The 20676-nt window shown below is 42.2% G+C and carries 18 protein-coding genes and 1 tRNA gene; 16 read left to right on the plus strand and 3 right to left on the minus strand.

Annotated elements, in window-relative coordinates:
* The first annotated feature begins 31 nt into the window (after positions 1-31).
* On the plus strand, positions 32-454 hold the full coding sequence (locus CRO04_RS08795) for a flavodoxin (RefSeq protein WP_097003875.1): 423 nt from the start codon (positions 32-34) through the stop codon (positions 452-454).
* 82 nt (positions 455-536) lie between these two features.
* Here CRO04_RS08795 and CRO04_RS08800 read toward each other — a convergent pair.
* A tRNA-Glu gene (locus tag CRO04_RS08800) sits at positions 537-608 on the minus strand.
* A gap of 148 nt (positions 609-756) precedes the next feature.
* On the opposite strand from CRO04_RS08800, the gene CRO04_RS08805 reads away from it, so the two are divergent.
* Complete coding sequence (locus CRO04_RS08805; protein WP_097003876.1) at positions 757-1815, plus strand: acyltransferase; 1059 nt, start codon at positions 757-759, stop codon at positions 1813-1815.
* 9 nt (positions 1816-1824) lie between these two features.
* Positions 1825-2010 (plus strand): DUF6472 family protein, encoded by a 186-nt coding sequence (locus CRO04_RS08810; protein WP_330400807.1) that lies wholly within the window; start codon positions 1825-1827, stop codon positions 2008-2010.
* 195 nt (positions 2011-2205) lie between these two features.
* Here CRO04_RS08810 and CRO04_RS08815 read toward each other — a convergent pair whose 3' ends face one another.
* Positions 2206-3669 (minus strand): nicotinate phosphoribosyltransferase, encoded by a 1464-nt coding sequence (locus tag CRO04_RS08815; RefSeq protein WP_097003878.1) that lies wholly within the window; start codon positions 3667-3669, stop codon positions 2206-2208.
* A gap of 763 nt (positions 3670-4432) precedes the next feature.
* Between CRO04_RS08815 and CRO04_RS08820 the strand changes: the two genes are divergently transcribed.
* The 13 genes from CRO04_RS08820 (at position 4433) to CRO04_RS08885 (ending at position 19173) form a co-directional block, all read left to right on the plus strand.
* The gene (locus CRO04_RS08820) at positions 4433-5176 is read left to right on the plus strand and encodes a LytR/AlgR family response regulator transcription factor (RefSeq protein ID WP_097003879.1); all 744 of its coding nucleotides are present in this window, start codon (positions 4433-4435) and stop codon (positions 5174-5176) included.
* An 8-nt stretch (positions 5177-5184) separates the two neighbouring features.
* On the plus strand, positions 5185-6492 hold the full coding sequence (locus CRO04_RS08825) for an ATP-binding protein (RefSeq protein WP_097003880.1): 1308 nt from the start codon (positions 5185-5187) through the stop codon (positions 6490-6492).
* Positions 6493-6678: 186 nt separating this feature from the next.
* Positions 6679-7863 carry an acetyl-CoA C-acetyltransferase gene (locus tag CRO04_RS08830; RefSeq protein WP_097003881.1) on the plus strand — a complete coding sequence of 395 codons (1185 nt, stop codon included), beginning with the start codon at positions 6679-6681 and terminating at the stop codon, positions 7861-7863.
* Positions 7864-7893: 30 nt separating this feature from the next.
* Positions 7894-8649 carry an acetoacetate decarboxylase gene (locus CRO04_RS08835; protein WP_097003882.1) on the plus strand — a complete coding sequence of 252 codons (756 nt, stop codon included), beginning with the start codon at positions 7894-7896 and terminating at the stop codon, positions 8647-8649.
* A 3-nt stretch (positions 8650-8652) separates the two neighbouring features.
* Positions 8653-9312, plus strand: coding sequence for a CoA transferase subunit A (locus CRO04_RS08840; RefSeq protein ID WP_097003883.1), 660 nt, complete (start codon positions 8653-8655; stop codon positions 9310-9312).
* 2 nt (positions 9313-9314) lie between these two features.
* The gene (locus CRO04_RS08845) at positions 9315-9971 is read left to right on the plus strand and encodes a 3-oxoacid CoA-transferase subunit B (protein ID WP_097003884.1); all 657 of its coding nucleotides are present in this window, start codon (positions 9315-9317) and stop codon (positions 9969-9971) included.
* 86 nt (positions 9972-10057) lie between these two features.
* Complete coding sequence (locus CRO04_RS08850) at positions 10058-10204, plus strand: cyclic lactone autoinducer peptide (protein ID WP_097003885.1); 147 nt, start codon at positions 10058-10060, stop codon at positions 10202-10204.
* Between the two features lie 13 nt (positions 10205-10217).
* Positions 10218-10793, plus strand: a complete 576-nt coding sequence (locus CRO04_RS08855; RefSeq protein ID WP_097003886.1) for an accessory gene regulator B family protein — start codon at positions 10218-10220, stop codon at positions 10791-10793.
* A gap of 417 nt (positions 10794-11210) precedes the next feature.
* On the plus strand, positions 11211-14324 hold the full coding sequence (gene ileS / locus CRO04_RS08865; RefSeq protein WP_097003888.1) for an isoleucine--tRNA ligase: 3114 nt from the start codon (positions 11211-11213) through the stop codon (positions 14322-14324).
* Positions 14325-14345: 21 nt separating this feature from the next.
* A complete protein-coding gene (locus tag CRO04_RS08870) occupies positions 14346-16799 on the plus strand; it encodes a glycogen/starch/alpha-glucan phosphorylase (protein WP_097003889.1) in 2454 nt (817 codons plus the stop codon).
* Between the two features lie 99 nt (positions 16800-16898).
* Positions 16899-17819, plus strand: coding sequence for a SpoIID/LytB domain-containing protein (locus CRO04_RS08875; protein ID WP_097003890.1), 921 nt, complete (start codon positions 16899-16901; stop codon positions 17817-17819).
* Positions 17820-17859: 40 nt separating this feature from the next.
* Positions 17860-18615, plus strand: coding sequence for a M23 family metallopeptidase (locus CRO04_RS08880; protein ID WP_097003891.1), 756 nt, complete (start codon positions 17860-17862; stop codon positions 18613-18615).
* 108 nt (positions 18616-18723) lie between these two features.
* Positions 18724-19173: a CBS domain-containing protein gene (locus CRO04_RS08885; protein WP_097003892.1), complete on the plus strand. Its 450-nt coding sequence runs from the start codon at positions 18724-18726 to the stop codon at positions 19171-19173.
* A 60-nt stretch (positions 19174-19233) separates the two neighbouring features.
* Here CRO04_RS08885 and CRO04_RS08890 read toward each other — a convergent pair whose 3' ends face one another.
* The gene (locus tag CRO04_RS08890) at positions 19234-20586 is read right to left on the minus strand and encodes a bifunctional diguanylate cyclase/phosphodiesterase (protein ID WP_097003893.1); all 1353 of its coding nucleotides are present in this window, start codon (positions 20584-20586) and stop codon (positions 19234-19236) included.
* Positions 20587-20676: the final 90 nt, after the last annotated feature.

Below are 20676 nucleotides of genomic sequence, written 5' to 3' on the forward strand. Positions count from 1 at the left end.
CAAATAAAAAGGAAGAAAGAGGCAGGATAAGATGAGTAAGGTTGCAGTTGTATATTGGAGCGGAACAGGTAATACAGAAGCGATGGCAAATAAGGTACTGGAAGGAGCAAAATCTGCCGGTGCAGATGCTGTTTTATTTACGGCTTCCGAATTTGGAGCAGATCATATGGATGAATATGATGCTGTTTCCTTTGGCTGTCCTTCCATGGGAAGTGAAGAACTGGAGGATGGGGAATTTGAACCGATGTTTAAGAGCTGCGAATCGAAACTGAATGGAAAGAAGATCGCTTTATTCGGCTCTTATGGCTGGGGTGATGGTGAGTGGATGCGAAATTGGGAAGATTCAGTAAAATCTCTTGGAGCAGTATTCGTTCATGACAGCGTGATCTGCAACAACGAGCCCGACGAGGAAGGTTCGGCTCAGTGTATTGAGCTTGGAAAGGCACTTGCATAAATTAAGAAATATGGGATATGAAATAAAGACGCGGTACAGACTTTCTTTCTTAAAGAAGTCTGTACCGCGTCTTTATGCTATATGACCTATCCGGGAATCGAACCCGGGTTTCCGCCGTGAGAGGGCGGCGTCTTGACCGCTTGACCAATAGGCCGTTTGCCTGTCATCTCTGACAGCTCCATTATAATATCATAGGTATTCCTGTTTGTCTACACTTTTTTTGAAAAAATAAAAAAATTGTCAAAATGAGATTTTCTATGTTATACTTTGCAATAGAAAAAAACGGAGGTTTAAGGTGAGGTATGGAACGAAAGAGTCGTAAAATACAGTATGATTATCTGCGGGTAATTGCGGTGATCGCAATTATTATGGTACACTCTATACCTGCTGATACAGTTAATAACAGGCAGTGGCTCTTTTCGGCAGCGGTCCTGCCTGTGCTTTTGTCATTTGTAGGGATTTATTTTATGCTTAGCGGTTTGTTTTTGCTGGATCATGGAACAGAGAACATTCTGGCTTTTTATAAAAACCGGTTTTGTACGATAGTAATCCCTTTTGGATTCTATACGGGGGTCTATTACTTTTATTATAAGGTATATCTTGGACAGGATAAACTCTCAGTCCTTGCGCACGTAAGAGCCTGGTTTTTAGGCTGGCTGAAGGGATCCACGCCTATGGCTCCCCATTTGTGGTTTATGTATGTAATTCTCGCTTTTTATTTGTGCGCCCCTTTTTTAGCCCGGATGCTCAGGGCCATGAATGACCATGAGTTAAAGATTTTTCTGGTTATGGTGCTTGTGGTACAGAGCATTCTTGTCTATCTGCCGCCTCTTGGCCTTTTAGCGGAAGGAGCGTTTCAGTATATGATATTTAAAGGCTGGCTGATTTACTTTGTGCTGGGCTATAGCTTAAAACGCTTATTTCATAACAGCCGGTATCTGCTGTTTGCTGCAGCGGGCCTTGCCGGGTTTGCCCTGACGATGTTTCAAAAGTGTTTTACTCCTTCGTTTACACCGGGAATTCATGATATGGCCCCTGCGATGATTGCGATGGCGGCTTGTATTTTTATGTTTTTTGAGCAATACGCAGATGTTTCATTTCCCGGAATAACAAACGCTTTTTCACTTGTCAGCAGACACAGTTATTCTTTATATCTCATTCATTATCTGGTATTAGGGCAGTTATCCACTGCGGTCGTGGAAAGAACGTGGATCAGAAATTATTATATTCCCAAAATTCTCTGTCTCACAGCACTGACATTTTTTATTTCTCTGGCTGTGTCCTGGCTGTTTGATGAAACGATACTGAAACTGTTAAAGAGAATACCGGATTTCATATGGAAACGGGGAAAAGGAAGATAACGGAGGTTTATGATGGCGAAGAAAAGCAGCTGTGAATATTGTATGTATTATCAATTCAATGAAGAGTATGAATGTTATGAATGTGAGATAAATTTAGACGAGGATGAGATGATGCGTTTCTTAAGTGATACACATCAAAGCTGCCCTCACTTTAAATATGGTGACGAATACTCAGTCGTGAAGAAGCAGATGTAAAAATCCCTGTAAAAAGGGAGGAGCCGGTATCCCTTACGAGGAATACCGGCAATTATGAAAAAAATTCTTATCTCAAAGTATGTTGGCAACATCTTTTTCTGATGATTTCAGTATATCGGCAAAATATGAAGAGAGTTTGTCCGGCATGTAACAATATTGTGACCAGAATGTGAACAATATCAGGAAAACGGCAATCTAAGATTCCTGAAAATGGTAATTATCCAGAAGCTGGTTTTTCATGTTCCAAAGAGGTCTGGATAAGTCAACGTGAACCTCATGTGGATTGACCAGGCGTCTTGATTCATCCCAGAGGGTATCCAGTTCTTTTTTACAGTATGCCTGAATCTCCATTACAGTCGGAGACTCATAAACGCAGGTTCCGCTTTTAAATACCGGAACCATTAAATCTCTCATGGTATAAGTGTTAGGAGCAAGATGGGTTTTCTTCCAGGTCTCAATGGGATCAAACAGAAGTAGAGACCGGTTTTCCTCATATACTTCACCCTCCAGACATATCAGATCAGCAATAATCTTGCCGGTTTCCCTGCTGTAAATCCGTTTAATCGCTTTATTGCCGGGATTGGTGATCTTTTCTGCATTTTCTGAAAGCTTGATCTTAGGATTGAATTCCCCTGTCTTTCGATCCAGTACAGCCGCCAGTTTGTATACTCCTCCGAAGGAAGGACAATCCTTGGACGTTATTAAATTTGTTCCAACTCCCCAGGAGTTGATGGCAGCGCCCTGGATTTTTAAGCTGTTAATCAGCGTTTCGTCCAGGTCATTGGAGGCAGAAATAATGGCATCCGGAAAGCCTGCTTCCGTAAGCATTTTTCTTGCTTTTTTTGAAAGATAGGCAAGATCCCCGCTGTCTAAGCGGATTCCATAGCTGGTAAGAGGAATATTTGCTTCTTTCATCTCCTGAAATACTTTAATGGCATTGGGAACACCGGATTTTAAGGTATCATACGTATCCACAAGAAGAATACAAGCTTTTGGATAAAGTTTGGCATAGCTGCGGAACGCCGTCAGCTCATCAGGAAAGCTCATGATCCAGCTGTGGGCATGTGTACCCTTAACAGGAACATCAAACATCTTTCCTGCGAGGACATTGGAGGTTCCCACACAGCCTCCGATCATGGCAGCACGGGCACCGTAGATTCCTGCATCGGGACCCTGGGCACGGCGCAGACCGAATTCCATGACACCGTCTCCCTCAGCGGCATATACTACGCGGGCAGTCTTTGTGGCAATTAAGCTCTGATGGTTAATGATGGTGAGAAGAGCAGTTTCTACCAGCTGTGCTTCCATGATGGGAGCGATGACTTTTACCAGTGGCTCTCGGGGAAATATGACGGTTCCTTCCGGTATGGCATAAATATCTCCTGAAAAACGGAAGTGAAGCAGGTATTCCAGAAAATCTTCTTCAAACAGCCCTGTACATCTTAAGTAGTCCACATCCTCACGGTTGAACTCAAGCTCTTTTATATAATCAATTACCTGTTCCAGTCCAGCGCAGATCGCATACCCGTTTCCGCCAGGATTGCTGCGGTAAAAGGCATCGAAGATTACGGTCTCGTTGGCATCTTTCTCTTTGAAGTAACCCTGCATCATGGTTAATTCATAGAGATCTGTTAATAAAGTTAAATTGCGCTGGCTCATAGTTTATCTCCTTTATACAAATCCTTTTCGCACATTATACCATAAGTTTACAAAAAAACAATTGCATTGACAAAAAAATAACAATGTCGACAAAAATGGAATAAACAAATAAAGTGTATTAATTGAATTGATTGTCAGAATTATTTAAAACAAATACACAATTGAAAAATAAAAATTAAAATAATTATAAAAAATCTTGCAAAACAAGGAGCGATGTTTTATAATAATATCATCTTCAAAAGATAAACACTTACACCCGAATTTTAAAATTATTTTAAGACAGAGCAAAAGGAGGTCGATTCCAACAAAAACAGCTGTATTGCCTGTTGGCTGACAAGTGCTCAGGCAAAAGATAAGACGTTTCCCAGTACAGATGGATTCGGCAATCAATTGATATGCCTATGGTTGGTTCGAACTAGTGGAACAAATTCCTATAGTTTGTGGCAAGATAGATGAATGAAAAAATGCAGAATAATTGTTATTGCAATAAGGATCAGGCAGGGAAGCGGACACAAATTCATATAGAACAGCATCCAGAGAAGTAATAGGAAAAACCGAAAGAGAGGTATGAATTAACCTGTGGATGAAAACGTATAGAGCGGGTATCGAATTAAGGAAAGAATTCGGTGCCCGCTCTGTTTCTTTGTTTTATTATAAGGTACAATGCAAATATTAGTACTCAACATGTATAATTTTGGCAGTTGGGTTGAAATGGAATGAAAATGAATATAGAATGTAATCATTTCAGGAAAGGAGGAGAGCCATGTTTTTAATTGCTATTTGCGATGACAGCAGAAAAGATTCAGTCAGAATTGCAAAATTTGTAAAAAATTATATGAAATCCGTATCAATCCCATTTCAACTAATCATTTTTAAATCTGGAGAAGAGCTCCTTAATTTTAACGGGAAATTTGATTTGATATTTCTCGATATTGCATTGACAGGAATTAATGGAATACAGGTAGGTAAAACATTATGGGAGAGGAACAGAGATGTTAAAGTTATCTATACCACAAGTTATAAGCAATTTTGCAGACAGGCAGTTAATTATGTACATGCATTTGCTTTTCTTGAAAAACCCGTTACAAAGGTAACTGTGGAACGGCAGCTTTGCGAAATCATACAATACATTCAGGAAGAGCATGGAAGAATTGAAGTTGTTAATTTTGAAGTTTTAGAAGTGACAGAGGCGGGAGAGTTAGAAAGCCGGATAAAGAGTTTTGAAGTAAACGACATTTATTACTTTGAATATATCAATCGTAAAATAAAAATAAAACTTGAAAATGAACAATATTTTTTTATTGAAAAAATGAAAAATTTAACAGAAAAGATGCAAAAATATGATTTTGCATCCTGTCATCAAAGCATACTGGTAAATTTAAGACATATTAAAAATATCAAAGGATATGAAATTTTACTTAATAATGAGGATAAGCTTCCTGCATCTCAGAAAAAGTCAGCTGATTTTAGGAAAAAACTGAATCAGTTCATACAAAATAATGTATAGGTGAGCAGATGGAAAATTATATAATACTTGCATTTGGAACCTTCGTTTCCTGTATGATTAACTCAATTATACTGTTTCAGTTTATAGAAGAAAGAAATGAAAGGCTTCTTGATAACCGCTGTCTTTACCGAATTGTAAAGACAGGAGTATTTGTCATACTTGTCGTGATTAACGGATTGGAGCTGCCTGTGGTCAATCTGTTAAGCTGGATTATACTGTTAAGTGTGATAAATCATACGTTGTATCATAATAGCAATAGAAAATTAATATACCGGCTCTTAGAAATACCGGTTCTTATATTGATATTATCTTTCTGTGAGGCCATTGGTGTAGAAATACTGGAATATGTACTTCTTAAATTTCAGATTCATGGGATTGCCCCGATTATGATAAAAAGTATGGAGATCACATTTTCCAAACTGGTTGTCCTGATCTTTTATTATCTGGTGATCACGAAGCTCTGGCGTGAGGATATTTCAGTAAAGTATACAAGAACCCAATGTTTAATCCAGATAATAATTATATTGTTCAGCATGGCAAACCTTGCTGTAATCATAGTGGTTATTTCCAAAGTAACCAGTAAAACCGGACATGTTCTGATCCTCATTAATATCGGCTGCATCCTGTTTGCAGATCTGTATTTTTTATATCTGGCAAGATTTGTAGAGGAGAACAACCAGCTTAAAGTTAAATTAAAGCTGTTAGAACAGCAGTCATTGCTGCAGTTTGAATTTTATGAAGAACAGAAAGAGAAATATAATGAATCTATAAAAATACTCCATGATGTAAACAAGCATCTTAATATGGTTGAGGTTATGTATCGGGCAAGAGAACATCAGACAGCATTTAATTATGCGCAGGAAATAAGCAAAATGCTGATTCCATTATCATTGGAGGACTATACCAATAATCCTATTTTAAATGTAATATTAAATGATAAGAAAAAGATTGCCAACTATCATAAAATTGAATTTAATCTGGTGATAGGAATTGTTGATCTTGCTTTTATGGAGCCAATTGAAGTGACAACAATATTCGGGAATCTTTTAGATAATGCAATCGAAGCATGTGATGAAGTTCCAGAAGACAGATTTATTAAAATGAGGCTTGATAAATATAATGGTTTCACAGTGATTAATATTGCTAACAGTACCCTGCCTGTTGAAAAGTGGCATCATGGTAAACCAGTTTCAAAGAAAGGGAAAAATCATGGAATCGGTCTGTTAAATGTAGAACAGGTAATTAAGAAATACAATGGCTGTATGGTACTGGAGGAAAAATACAATATTTTCACCTGCAAAATCATCTTTAATTAAAACGCAACCTGACTGATTAAAAACCAGTTCAGGATGCATTTTTTTATTTGTTTCATGTTTGAAACATATTATAACTTGTAGATTATACATAAAAACTGTAATTTGTGCGACTTTTGTTGAAAAACAAGACAAGAAGTAGGAAAATGTGGCTGTAAAAAGATAAGGAACAGAAAGGAGTAAAAAATTATGAAAAAAGTAGCTTTGGTAAGCCCTGTAAGAACTGCTGTTGGTTCCTTTAACGGTACACTTTCTTCCTTAAGCGCTCCGGAACTGGGAACTGCTGTTATACGGTCTTGTCTTGACCAGAGTAAACTGGAGGGATCTCTTCTTGATGCCGTATATCTGGGTAATGTACTTCAGGCGGGTTCCGGACAAAATCCTGCCAGACAGGCAGCAATCCATGCGGGAATACCGGTGGAAGTCCCTGCATCTACTGTGAACACTGTCTGTGGCTCCGGATTACATACCGTCGCGCTGGCCTGCGATTCGATATTGGCAGAGCAGAACAGACTTATATTAGCCGGAGGTATGGAGAGCATGACAAATGCACCTTTTTTGCTGCGGAATGCAAGAAACGGCTACCGGCTTGGAAACGGAGAACTGGTGGACAGTCTGGTTACGGATGCACTTACCTGCACCATAAATAATTACCATATGGGAATCACGGCGGAAAATGTGGCAAAAAAATATAACGTATCCAGACTTGAGCAGGATGAGTTTTCCTATAACAGCCACAGAAAGGCAGCAGAGGCTGGAAAGGCGAAGCTTTTTGATCAGCAGATTGTACCCATTACAGTCAAAAAGAAAAAGGAAGAAATCTGTTTCTCTGCGGATGAACATGTCAGGCTGGATACTACAAAGGAAAAGCTTTCACAATTAAGGACTGTATTTCAATCAGATGGAACCGTTACGGCCGGAAATGCTTCCCCCATCAGTGACGGTGCAGCTGCCATGCTCGTCGCATCTGAGGAGGCATGCAGAGAGTATAACCTAAAGCCAATGGCTTATATCAAAGGCTATTCACTGGTAGGAGTTGATCCTGCGTATATGGGAATTGGCCCGGCAAAGGCAGTTTCCACACTTTTGAAGAAACAGGGATTATCCATGCATGATATTGATCTGCTGGAGTTAAATGAAGCATTTGCAGCACAATCAGTAGCAGTAACAAGAGAGCTTGGTGTTGATATGGAAAAGGTGAATGTGAATGGCGGGGCAATAGCCATCGGTCATCCACTTGGAGCCAGCGGCGCACGGATACTCGTTACTCTGGTTCATGAGATGGTGCGAAGATCCTCCCACTTTGGTATTGCAGCGCTGTGTATCGGCGGAGGTATGGGAATTGCCATGCTGGTTGAAAATGCCTGTAATTAAATTATTTTTCATAAAGAAAGGAAGATGCTTATGAAGAAAGAAGAGATTCTTTTACTGCAATCCATGCCCGCCGCAAGTGCCAGCTATGGACGTCCCCCATGCCGATTTATAAACCGGGAATACTTCACCGTCAGTTATGAATCAGACCCCGGGCTGATCCGTAAGGCTGTACCGGAACCGCTTGAGCCAGATGGAAGTAATCGTGTGCTGTATGAATGGATCCGTATGCCGGATTCATCCGGGCTTGGGGTTTATGAAGAAAGCGGAATTGTCATTCCCTGTACATTCCGGGGGGAAGCCTGTAACTTTACCGCACAGATGTATTTAAATAACGGTCCTGCCATACTTGCCGGGCGTGAGATATGGGGATTTCCAAAGAAGTGGGGTCAGCCCCGCCTCAGGGTGGAAGATACTGAGACATTAACCGGGACCTTAACATACAACAACATTCTTGTAGCAATGGGAACCATGCCGTTTAAATACCATCCCCTTGATAAAATAGAAGTAGCACAGAATCTTGGGAAAACACAGGTCAATTTAAAACTGATTCCGGATGCGGATGGCAGCCCGAAGATTGCCCAGCTTGTGGCGTATCATCTGGAAGATATCCTTTTAAAGGAAGCCTGGTCAGGGCCTGCAAGACTACATTTAATCCCCCATGTCAATGCTCCGGTAGCAGATCTGCCGGTCAGAGCCTGCCAGGGCGGAACCCATATTGTAGCAGATCTCACCTTACCCTATGGAAGCGTGATCTACGATTACCTGAATGAAGAAAGGAGGAAGTAAGATATGAAAAGCAAGCTGCTATCAGCTGAAGAGGCGGTAAAAATAGTCAAGTCCGGAGACTCAATAATGGTCGGTGGATTTCTCGCAGGCGGTCATCCGGAAAAACTGGTAAATGCACTTTTAAACACCAGCACTGCCCGTGACCTTACCATTATTTCCAATGACACAGGTACAAAGGAATTATCCATCTACCAGCTGGTAAAAAGTGGGCGTGTAAATCGGATTTTTGCCTCTTACATCGGTTCCAATCCGGAAACAGGAAGACTCATGATGACTGGCGAAGCCAGGGTACAGCTATTTCCACAGGGTACCCTTGCTGAAAAAATACGGGCGGGCGGTGCTGGTCTTGGCGGTGTCTTAACACCGGTCGGTTTAGGCACAGTGGTAGAAGAAGGTAAGAGGAAGATAGAGATTGGTGAGAAGAACTATCTGCTTGAAATGCCCCTCAAGGCAAATGTTGCATTTATTAAGGCACAAAAAGCTGATGAGGCCGGAAATCTCATAATTAACGGTTCTTCCCGCAACTTTAATGTTGTGATGGCCACAGCCGCAGACCATGTGATTGCTGAAGTGGATGAATACGTGAAAGCGGGAGAAATTGATCCGAATTTCGTGACGGTTCCCGGAATTTTTATCAATAGCATAGTAAAGGTGGGCCGGTGAAAATGAATAAAAGAGAATTGATTGTAAAGAGAATTGCAAAGGAACTAAAAGACGGAGATGTAGTAAATCTTGGAGTCGGGATGCCGACTATGGTTGCAAACTACATTCCGGATGATATACATATTATGCTTCAGGCTGAAAACGGTATCCTGGGCGTAGGTCCCAATGCCGGTCAGGAGGCGGAAAATCTGGACTGCATTGATGCAGGAGGAAATTATGTAACAACCGTAAAAGGCGCCAGCTTTTTTGACAGTTCATTTTCATTTTGCATCATACGGGGAGGACACGTAGATGTCACTGTTCTGGGGGCACTGGAGGTAGATGAGAAAGGCGATGTGGCAAACTGGATGATTCCTGGGAAAAAAGTGCCTGGGATGGGAGGTGCCATGGACCTGGTGGTCGGGGCGAAAAAGGTGATTTTAGCCATGGAGCATGTAAACAAAGACGGAGCTCCCAAAATCCTGAAGAAATGCAGACTTCCTTTAACTGCCGTTCATGTGGTAAAGACCATTGTCACGGATATGGCTGTCATGGATGTTGTCCCGGATAAAGGACTAGTGTTAAAGGAAATCGCTCCTGGCCTCACGGTAGAAGATGTCCAGAATGCAACAGAGGCCCGTCTTAGCGTATCACCGGACTTAAAGGTGATTCATGTATAAAATTAAGTACCTGTTCCCATGACTGTATAATCCGTAAACATCAGTCATATAGTGATAAAAATAATAAGAAGAAAGAAGGCAATACTATGAAACAAGAATTAAAAAAATTAACTTATAAAATCGCATCAGGTGTTATATTAAACTCCGCAAAAAAAGAAGTTAACAGCTCCTGCTTTTTTATCGGCTATCAGCCTGAAGTACCGGATGCAGCTAAGAAATTAAGAAAATTCTAAGGCGAAAATTGAGATGATAAGAGTGGAAGAAGCGTTTGTAAGAAAACTGGTATCCAATGAAATCATCTCCTTAAATGAGGCAGATATCTATAAATTTGGGCTGGAGTGTTTCTTATTAAAAATAATCCATTGCATTTCATATTTCATCATTGCTGTCTGTTTTCAGATGGTGCCAGAATTAATCGTCATAGGCAGTATCCTGATCCCGTTAAGAAGAAGTGCGGGCGGGTATCATGCAAGGAGTAAATCTGGGTGTTATCTGTTTTCCTGCTGTTACATAGCTATACTGCTTTTCCTGTCTGAAGCTGCAATCCAACCGCTGTTCTGGTGGGGGGCGCTTATCATAGCAGATGCAGTTCTCTATTTTAAGAGTCCTGCAGATAATGAAAATAAAAGACTGGACAAGGCAGAGGTGGAATACTTCCGAAAAAAAACCAGGTATCTGCTGTTAGGGGTAAATGCAGCGTGTGTGGCATTGACTGCACTTGGCTTCTGTTACATAGGAACTCTTTTTCAATGCGCAATCTGCGCGGCGGCATTCCTGCTGGTGCTCCATGATCTGCAGGAGGCAGCAGACCGGTTTTTATAAAAACTGTGCAAAAAGGAGGGGACGCCCTCCTTTTGCACAGTTTGTTCAATCGCCAGCCATGACAGGAGAAAACAAAAATAACCTTGACATTTCTTTTTCTGATCCCTATAATTAGTAAACATATAAGGTGTTAACCTCCTTATAATAAGAAGAAAGACTTTGATGGAGACAGTAGGACCGTACGAAATTGACAGAGAGCCGGGGAGGGTGGAAACCTGGTGAGAGTATGATGGATCCGAACATCACTCCGGAGTTTCCGGCTGAATACATTTTAGTAGGTCAGGACGTAGTTTCTGCGTTAAAGAAAAGCATATGTATGTATGTGGTATTAGGTGGTATAACGAAGAATGAGAGCAGCCTTCGTCCTGATTACAGGATGGAGGTTTTTTTGATTAAAATCAAATGGAGGTCAGGAAGATGTACAAAAAAGTCCCTACAGATTTAAATTTTGTGGAGAGAGAAAAGGAAATTGAAAAATTTTGGGAAGAGAATGATGTATTCCGGAAGAGCATGGATAACCGAAAGGAAGCACAGACCTATACCTTCTATGACGGACCGCCCACGGCTAATGGAAAGCCCCATATCGGTCATGTGTTAACCCGTGTTATTAAGGATATGATTCCCAGATACCGTACCATGAAAGGATATGATGTTCCCCGTAAAGCAGGCTGGGATACTCATGGTCTTCCGGTAGAGCTTGAGGTTGAAAAGAAGCTGGGTCTTGACGGCAAAGAGCAGATTGAAGAATATGGTCTGGAGCCATTTATCAAATACTGCAAGGAAAGTGTGTGGCAGTACAAGGGCATGTGGGAAGATTTTTCAAAGACAGTCGGCTTCTGGGCAGACATGGATGATCCCTATGTTACCTATGATAACAATTTTATTGAATCCGAATGGTGGGCATTAAAACAGATCTGGGAAAAAGGGCTTTTATACAAAGGCTTTAAGATCGTTCCCTATTGTCCCCGCTGCGGAACTCCTTTATCCAGCCATGAGGTTGCCCAGGGGTATAAAGATGTAAAAGAGCGCTCTGCGATTGTAAGATTTAAGGTGAAAAACGAGGATGCATTTATTCTTGCATGGACGACAACACCATGGACACTTCCTTCTAACGTGGGACTCTGCGTCAATCCATCCGAGACCTATGTTAAGGTACAAAGTGGTGATTATACCTATTATATGGCAGAAGCTCTCTGCGAGAAAGTGCTGGGAGAAGAATATAAGGTTTTAGAGAAATTTACTGGTAAAGATCTTGAATTTAAAGAATATGAGCCGCTCTTTGATTTTGTAAAACCGAATAAAAAGGCGTTCTATGTTACCTGTGACAATTACGTTACCTTAACAGACGGTACCGGTGTGGTTCATATTGCTCCTGCCTTTGGTGAAGATGACTCCAAGGTTGGAAGAAATTACGATCTTCCTTTTGTGCAGCTGGTTAATGGCGCAGGAGAAATGACAGAAGAAACCAAATGGGCAGGTACATTCTGCAAGAAAGCAGATCCGCTGATTTTAAAAGACTTAGAAGAGAGAGGCCTTTTGTTTGCTGCTCCGGTATTTGAGCACAGCTACCCCCACTGCTGGAGATGTGATACTCCGCTTATCTACTACGCAAGAGAATCCTGGTTTATTAAGATGACGGCTGTAAAAGACGATTTGATCCGCAACAATAACACCATTAACTGGATCCCTGAGAGCATTGGAAAAGGCCGTTTCGGCGACTGGCTGGAGAATGTTCAGGACTGGGGTATCAGCAGAAACCGTTATTGGGGAACTCCTTTAAATGTGTGGGAATGCGAATGCGGTCATCAGCATTCCATCGGCAGTATCGAAGAATTAAAGAGTATGTCTGACAACTGCCCGGATGACATTGAGCTTCACCGGCCTTATATCGATGCAGTTACCATTACCTGTCCGGAGTGCGGCAAACAGATGAAGCGTGTACCGGAAGTAATTGACTGCTGGTTCGATTCCGGTTCCATGCCTTTTGCACAGCATCACTACCCATTTGAAAACAAGGATTTATTTGAGAAGCAGTTTCCGGCTGATTTTATCTCAGAAGCCGTAGATCAGACAAGAGGCTGGTTTTACTCCCTTCTTGCCATCTCAACCCTGATTTTCAATCAGGCACCTTATAAGAATGTAATCGTACTGGGTCATGTGCAGGATGAGAACGGACAGAAGATGAGTAAATCCAAAGGCAATGCCGTGGATCCGTTTGAAGCACTGGAAACCTACGGAGCTGATGCCATCCGCTGGTATTTCTACGTAAACAGCGCACCATGGCTTCCTAACCGTTTCCACGGGAAGGCAGTTATGGAAGGACAGCGTAAATTTATGGGAACGCTGTGGAACACATATGCATTTTTCGTGCTCTACGGGAATATTGATGAATTCGACCCGACAAAATACGAACTGGATTATGAAAAGCTGCCGGTTATGGATAAATGGCTGTTATCCAAATTAAACAGCCTGATAAAACAGGTGGATTCTTACCTCGGCAATTATCAGATTCCGGAATCTGCAAGAGCGCTCCAGGAATTTGTGGATGACATGAGCAACTGGTATGTGCGCAGAAGCAGAGAGCGTTTCTGGGCAAAAGGTATGGAGCAGGATAAGATCAATGCCTATATGACTCTCTATACCGCACTTGTTAATGTATGCAAGATTGCCGCTCCTCTCATTCCGTTTATGACGGAGGAGATTTACCAGAATCTTGTCTGCAGCGTGGACTCCTCCGCCCCGGAAAGCATTCATCTGTGTGATTATCCGGTGGCAGAAGAGGCATTCATTGACAAACAGCTGGAAGTAGATATGGATGAAGTTTTAAAAATTGTAGTTATGGGCCGTGCAGCCAGAAATACTGCAAATATCAAGAACCGTCAGCCAATTGGTCAGATGTTTGTAAAGGCTCCCCATGTACTTCCTGAATTTTATCAGAAGATCATAGAGGAAGAGCTGAATGTAAAAGCAGTTGTATTTAAAGATGATGTGAGAGATTTCACATCTTACAGCTTTAAACCGCAGTTAAAGACAGTTGGACCGAAATACGGAAAACAGCTGGGAAGCATTAAGAAAGCTCTGGCAGAGATCAATGGTAATGAGGCAATGGACACACTGAACGAAAAAGGAGCTCTTACCTTTGCGTTTGACGGAACTGATGTGGTGCTTACGAAAGAAGATCTGCTCATTGACACAGCGCAGATGGAAGGCTATGTATCAGAGGGAGACAACAGCATCACGGTTGTTCTGGATACCAATTTAACACCGGAGCTTTTAGCAGAAGGATTTGTGCGGGAGCTGATCAGCAAGATACAGACGATGCGTAAGGAAGCCGGTTTCGAGGTCACTGACCATATTACGGTTTTCAGCAAAGACAATGATAAAATCGAGAGTATTTTAAAGGCTCATGAAAAAGACGTTAAGAACGAGGTGCTTGCAGACGATATCATATTAAACAAAGCTGCAGGCTATGTGAAAGAATGGAGTATTAACGGCGAGAATGTAACCTTAGGCGTGGAGAAGATCCAGTAAACAGTCAGGAGGTCTTGTGGAATGAGCATGGGATTTGATAAGGAAACCTTTAAAAAGAGCGTCCTGTTTAATATGAAGAACGTATTTCGTAAAACAGTAGATGAGGCAACGAAAGAGCAGATGTACCAGGCAGTCGCCTATGCAGTAAAAGATGTGATCATAGATGAATGGATCGCAACTCACAAAGAGTACGAAAAACAGGATGTAAAAACTCTGTATTACTTATCCATGGAGTTTTTAATGGGCCGTGCTCTTGGCAACAGCATCATAAGTTTCATGGCACAGCCGGATGTGAAGGAAGTGTTAGAGGAACTTGGGTTTGACTTGAATGCAATTGAAGACCAGGAGCCGGATCCGGCTCTTGGTAACGGAGGGCTTGGCCGCCTTGCGGCGTGCTTTCTTGATTCACTGGCAACATTGGGATATCCGGCTTATGGATGCGGAATCCGCTATCGTTATGGCATGTTTAAACAGAAGATCGAAAACGGTTACCAGGTAGAGATCCCCGATGACTGGCTGAAAAACGGATATCCCTTTGAGATCCGGAGGACAGAATATGCCACAGAGGTCAAATTTGGCGGATATGTGAAGGTGGTCTGGGAGAATGGAAAGGAACGTTTTGTGCAGGAGGGCTTTCAGTCTGTCCTTGCAGTTCCTTACGATATACCCATTATCGGATATGGCAATAATGTGGTAAATACCCTGCGCATCTGGGATGCCCAGGCCATTAATACCTTCAGTCTGGATTCCTTTGACAAAGGGGACTACCAAAAGGCAGTGGAACAGGAGAACCTGGCAAAAACCATTGTTGAAGTCCTCTATCCCAACGACAATCATTACGCAGGCAAAGAGCTGCGATTAAAACAGCAGTATTTCTTTATCTCTGCCAGTGTGCAGAGAGCAGTTTTAAAATACATGGAAAACCACGATGATATTCATAAATTCTACGAGAAGAACGTTTTTCAGTTAAATGACACCCATCCGACGGTAGCAGTACCGGAGCTGATGCGGATTCTCCTTGACGATTATGGACTGAGCTGGGATGAGGCATGGGAGATCACCACAAGGACCTGTGCCTATACCAACCACACCATTATGTCAGAGGCTCTGGAAAAATGGCCCATCGAGCTGTTTTCCAGACTTCTTCCAAGGATTTATCAGATTGTGGAAGAGATTAACCGGCGCTTTCAGCTAAAGATCGGCGAAATGTATCCGGGTAACCAGGATAAGGTCCGAAAAATGGCCATTGTTTATGACGGTCAGGTACGGATGGCCAATCTTGCCATTGTGGGAGGCTTTTCTGTCAACGGAGTAGCCAGACTTCATACGGAGATTTTAAAGAATCAGGAGCTGAAGGATTTCTATGAGATGATGCCGGAGAAGTTTAATAATAAGACCAATGGAATTACCCAGAGACGTTTTCTTCTCCATGGAAACCCGCTTTTATCCCAGTGGGTGACGAAGAAAATCGGTAATGAATGGATCACCAGTCTGCCTCATATACATCGGCTGGCTGTCTATGCAGAGGATCCCAGATGCCAACAGGAGTTTATGGACATTAAATACCAGAACAAGGTCCGGCTGGCCGGCTATATTAAGGAACATAACGGCATAGAAGTAGATCCCAGATCCATATTTGATGTGCAGGTGAAGCGTCTTCATGAGTACAAACGCCAGCTGATGAATATACTCCATGTGATGTATTTATACAATCAGCTGAAGGATAATCCCAATTTAGACATGATTCCACGGACATTTATCTTTGGAGCCAAGGCTGCTGCCGGATACCGCAGGGCAAAGCTGACCATCAAGCTGATCAATTCCGTGGCAGAAGTGATTAATAACGACAGGAGTATCGGCGGAAAAATTAAGGTGGTTTTTATTGAAGACTATAAGGTGTCCAATGCAGAAATCATTTTTGCTGCCGCTGATGTCAGCGAGCAGATATCTACAGCCAGCAAAGAGGCGTCTGGTACCGGCAATATGAAATTTATGTTAAACGGTGCTTTGACTCTGGGAACCATGGATGGCGCCAACGTGGAGATTGTAGAGGAAGTGGGAGCAGAGAATGCATTTATTTTCGGCATGTCTTCCGATGAAGTGATCCGTTATGAGCGGGAAGGCGGATACGATCCCATGGAGATTTTTAACAATAATTATGAGATCCGCAGAGTTTTGATGCAGTTAATAAACGGCTATTATTCGCCCCGGGATCCGGAGCTGTTCCGTGATATCTATAATTCCCTGCTTAACACCATAAGCAGTGACAGGGCAGATACGTACTTTATCTTAAAGGATCTTCCCTCTTATGGGGAAGCCCAGAAACGGATTGACCAGGCATACAGGGATGAATCATGGTGGGCCAAAGCAGCTATTTTAAATGTAGCAAACAGCGGCAAATTTACCTCAGACCGTACGATTCTTGAGTATGTGAGAGATATCTGGCATTTGGAAAAAGTGAATGTAGAACTGTAGAATATATGAACGTGACAGGAAAAGCGTTCCGGAAGTGATTCCGGAGCGCTTTTTCGCATATATTGAACAAGGATTCAGACGAGAGAAAGGCGGCAGATCATGGGAAAAAAGATTTTAATGGCATGTATACTGGCATTTTTGTTTCCATATATTATTACGCTGGCATGGACAGGGAAAATTGAGGAGAAGAAAGGCATTCCCATTACACCCAGTGGTAAGCGTGTGATTCTGGACAGAAAAGGAGGGGAAAGTGCCATGGACGCAGAGGAGTATCTGACAGGAGTGGTGGCAAAGCAGATACCCGCTGATTACGGGAAGGAAGCACTTCGGGCACAGGCAATTATAGCAAGGACTTATATATATGGAAAAATGAATGGTCAGAAGGAAGTGAAGGAATCTGATCTACATATGGAGTATCTGGAGCAGAAACAGATGGAGAAGATGTGGGGAAGTGAGGCATTTGTCACCAGCTATCAGGCAATTGAGGAAGCGGTGCGGTCTACCGCAGGTATGGTTATCACCTGCAACGGAAATTTGATTGATCCGCTGTTTCACCGTGCCAGCAATGGAAGAACAAGGGCAGGAGATGAAAATCACCCCTACTTGCAGCCGGTAGAATGCAGTAAGGATGTGGAGGCAGAGGGTTTTTTAACGATTATACCATTTAGCAAAGAGGATTTTGCACAAAAGATTAATCAGATATCCGGTGATGTCTGCGTAAAAGCAGATCAGATTCCACAGAGTATCCAGATCGTTCAAAGAGACGACTTCGGATATGTGGTACAGATCCAGATCGGCACCCGTACCTTTACGGGAGACCAGGTACAGTATGCGCTTTCCCTTCCGTCACCTTCCTATGAGTTTGAAGATTACGAAGGCGGAGTGAGGGCTGTCTGCAGAGGAATCGGACATGGTTATGGTCTCAGCCAGTACGGGGCTAAATGCAAAAGTGAGGAAGGTTGGACAGCAGAAAAAATTCTTGCTTATTTTTATAAAAATATTGTTTTGAAATCTGAATAACTCTTTCACTCTTGGTAAGAATATTATCGAGGTGATAAACGTGAAGGAGAAAATTAGTCAATTGTTCAAGGATAAAGTATTCCTTGTCCTGTTGGTTTTAGGCCTGCTGACTATAGTAGCTGCAGCAGGAGTCATTACCGTTCAAAGAGGAAATGGTGGAGGAGAAAGCCCTTATCTGAAAGTTCCGGATCAGAGCGATATGATTGTAAAAGAATCAGTCCCCCAGGATTCACAGGTAGCTGTTGCAGGAGACTCCAATGCAACCAAAAATGAAGAAGATGAAATGCAGGCTGTTGATTCAGCAAAAGCCACTGCAGAAAAAGAAACACAGGCTGCCAAAGCTGCAGCAGACAAAAATGCCACTAAGTCACTGGCCCTTAATTTTAATGACTCCACCAGAATGACCTGGCCGATTCGGGGAAATGTTATTTTGGACTACAGTATGGATACTACCATCTACTTCCCGACCCTGGATCAGTATAAATGCAATCCAGGTCTGGTAATTCAGGGTGATGTAAGCACTCCGGTAGTCGCACCTGCTAATGCAAAAGTGCAGGAAATCGGTTCCAATGAAGAAATTGGTAACTATGTTGTTTTAAATATGGGCAACAAGTACACGGCTGTCTGCGGTCAGTTAAAAGAACTGAAGGTAACTGCCAATGAATATGTGAAAGAAGGTCAGGTACTGGGTTATGTTGCAGAGCCCACCAAGTATTATTCCGTAGAGGGAGCCAACATATTCTTTGAATTGACCCATGATGACAAAGCCATTGATCCTCTTGACTATATGCAGTGATCACTCAGGAAATATTAGGAAAAAGTTATAAAAAAATAATAATTTGTTCATACGTGATTAAGAGTCATCTGCTATACTAAGTCCGTACATCAAACGGGGAGTGTGGCTATGAATATATTGTTTTTTTTAACACCTAAGAATGAAGTGGCTTATATTTACGAAGATGATTCTCTGCGTCAGGCACTGGAGAAGATGGAGTATCACAAATACTCCGCCATACCTGTCATCAACAGGAATGGCAAATATGTAGGAACGATAACCGAAGGGGACATGCTCTGGGGAATAAAGAATAAATTCAATTTAAGTCTGAAGGAAGCGGAGAGTGTTACTGTAGCCGCAATTGACAGAAGATCGGATAACCGGCCTGTTTATGCGGACTCCACGATGGAAGACCTGGTTGATATGGCTTTGAACCAGAATTTTGTACCGGTGGTGGATGATCAGAAGAATTTTATCGGATTAATAACCCGTAAGGATATCATACATTACTTTTACAAAAAGTCCCAGGAAGTGAAAAAATCCGACAAGATCAAGATCAGGACAGTGGTAAGTAATTAAGCAAAAATAAAAGCGTTTTTGGTTTCATAACCGAAAACGCTTTTTTCATCCGGAAGGAATCTATTCCTCAAAAAGATATGGCGCGGATTCTTCTCTGTTTTTTCCTAATATTTTGATTAAATTCTCCTGCTTTAAAGGGGGGGAATAATAAAAGCCCTGCTGGAAGCTGCATCCGGCGTTTGTTAATACAGAAACCTGATTCTCTGTTTCCACTCCTTCTGCAATCATGGTTAAATCAAGATCTCCTGCCATACGGATCAGTCCTTCTATTATATATCTGGATTTCTCATTTGTCTCAAGCTGCCAGACAAAGAGGCGTTCCAGCTTCAGTGTCTGAACGGGAAGATCCAGAATGGCAGAAATACTGGAACAACCGGAGCCAAATTCGTTGAGAATCAGTTCCACGCCCATATCTGCCAGCTTCTGAAGCATGATGCCAAGGTTTAGATATCCCATTGTCAGGGAACTTTCCTTCAGCTCCAGGGCCAGTTTCCCCTTTGGAACATGGTATGTATCCATAACTTTTGAAACCTCAGCTATAAAGTCCTCCTGCAAAAAAAGAACCGGGGATACAGGAAGGGTGATGGATTCAAATTCACAGCCTGCGTCTACCGCCTGCCTTATGCACTGACATACCTTATCCAAAGCGTAATAAAGCAAAGCACGGATCTGTCCGGAATCCTCAGCTACTGGCATAAATTCACCGGATCCAATTAATCCCAGTCCCTTTATAAAAATACGCATGGAAAGTTCTGCTCTGGTAAAGTTTTTTGTATCTGTGGAGTATATAGGGCGGTAAAGGATCTCTGCTTCTTCTTTTTCCAAAGCTGTCTTTATATACAGGGCAATAGCCTGTCGCCTAAGTAACTGGTTCTGCAGCGTGCTGTCAAAGATGACTGCCTGATTGGGTCCTGCTTCACCGGCTCTGGTTACTGCAAGATCCAGGCACTTTAACATCTGTTCAGAAGTAGCTGCATGACCGGGGTAAGCACACAATCCCATCTCCACCGAGCATAAGCAGTCTGTACCGTCAATCTTCCAGGCATGATCGAATCTTGCGCCTATTTCTTCTGCCAGATTCATAGCCTGTCCCTGCGTGAGATTGTCTAAGATAATTACATATTCCACACCTATGTAGTGATAGACATTGTTTGTGCATGTCTCTTTTAAATAGGTAAGAATCTGATTCAGCAGATTTTCGCAGTATTCATAGCCCAATAATTGGTTGAGCTGTTTAAAATTCTCTATATAAAGCTTTAAAACAACACCCCGTTCATTTGAACTGAGTGCCTGACCAAGATGCTTCAGGCAGGCCTCCCGCTCTAATTTAACCGAACTGTCCTTAGTCTGTTCGGTCGGGACTGTTTGTTTGTCATCCGGCTGTTTATTCTCTTTGTTCTGAAACCAGTGCATTTGGGTTGCCTCCTGTCCATGACTGTCTGGTATTATTTTATTATATATAGGAAAGGAAAGCAAGAAATAATTGGAAACAGAAAAATAAGC

The sequence above is a fragment of the Lacrimispora amygdalina genome, from assembly GCF_900205965.1.
Lineage (GTDB): Bacteria > Bacillota > Clostridia > Lachnospirales > Lachnospiraceae > Lacrimispora > Lacrimispora amygdalina_A.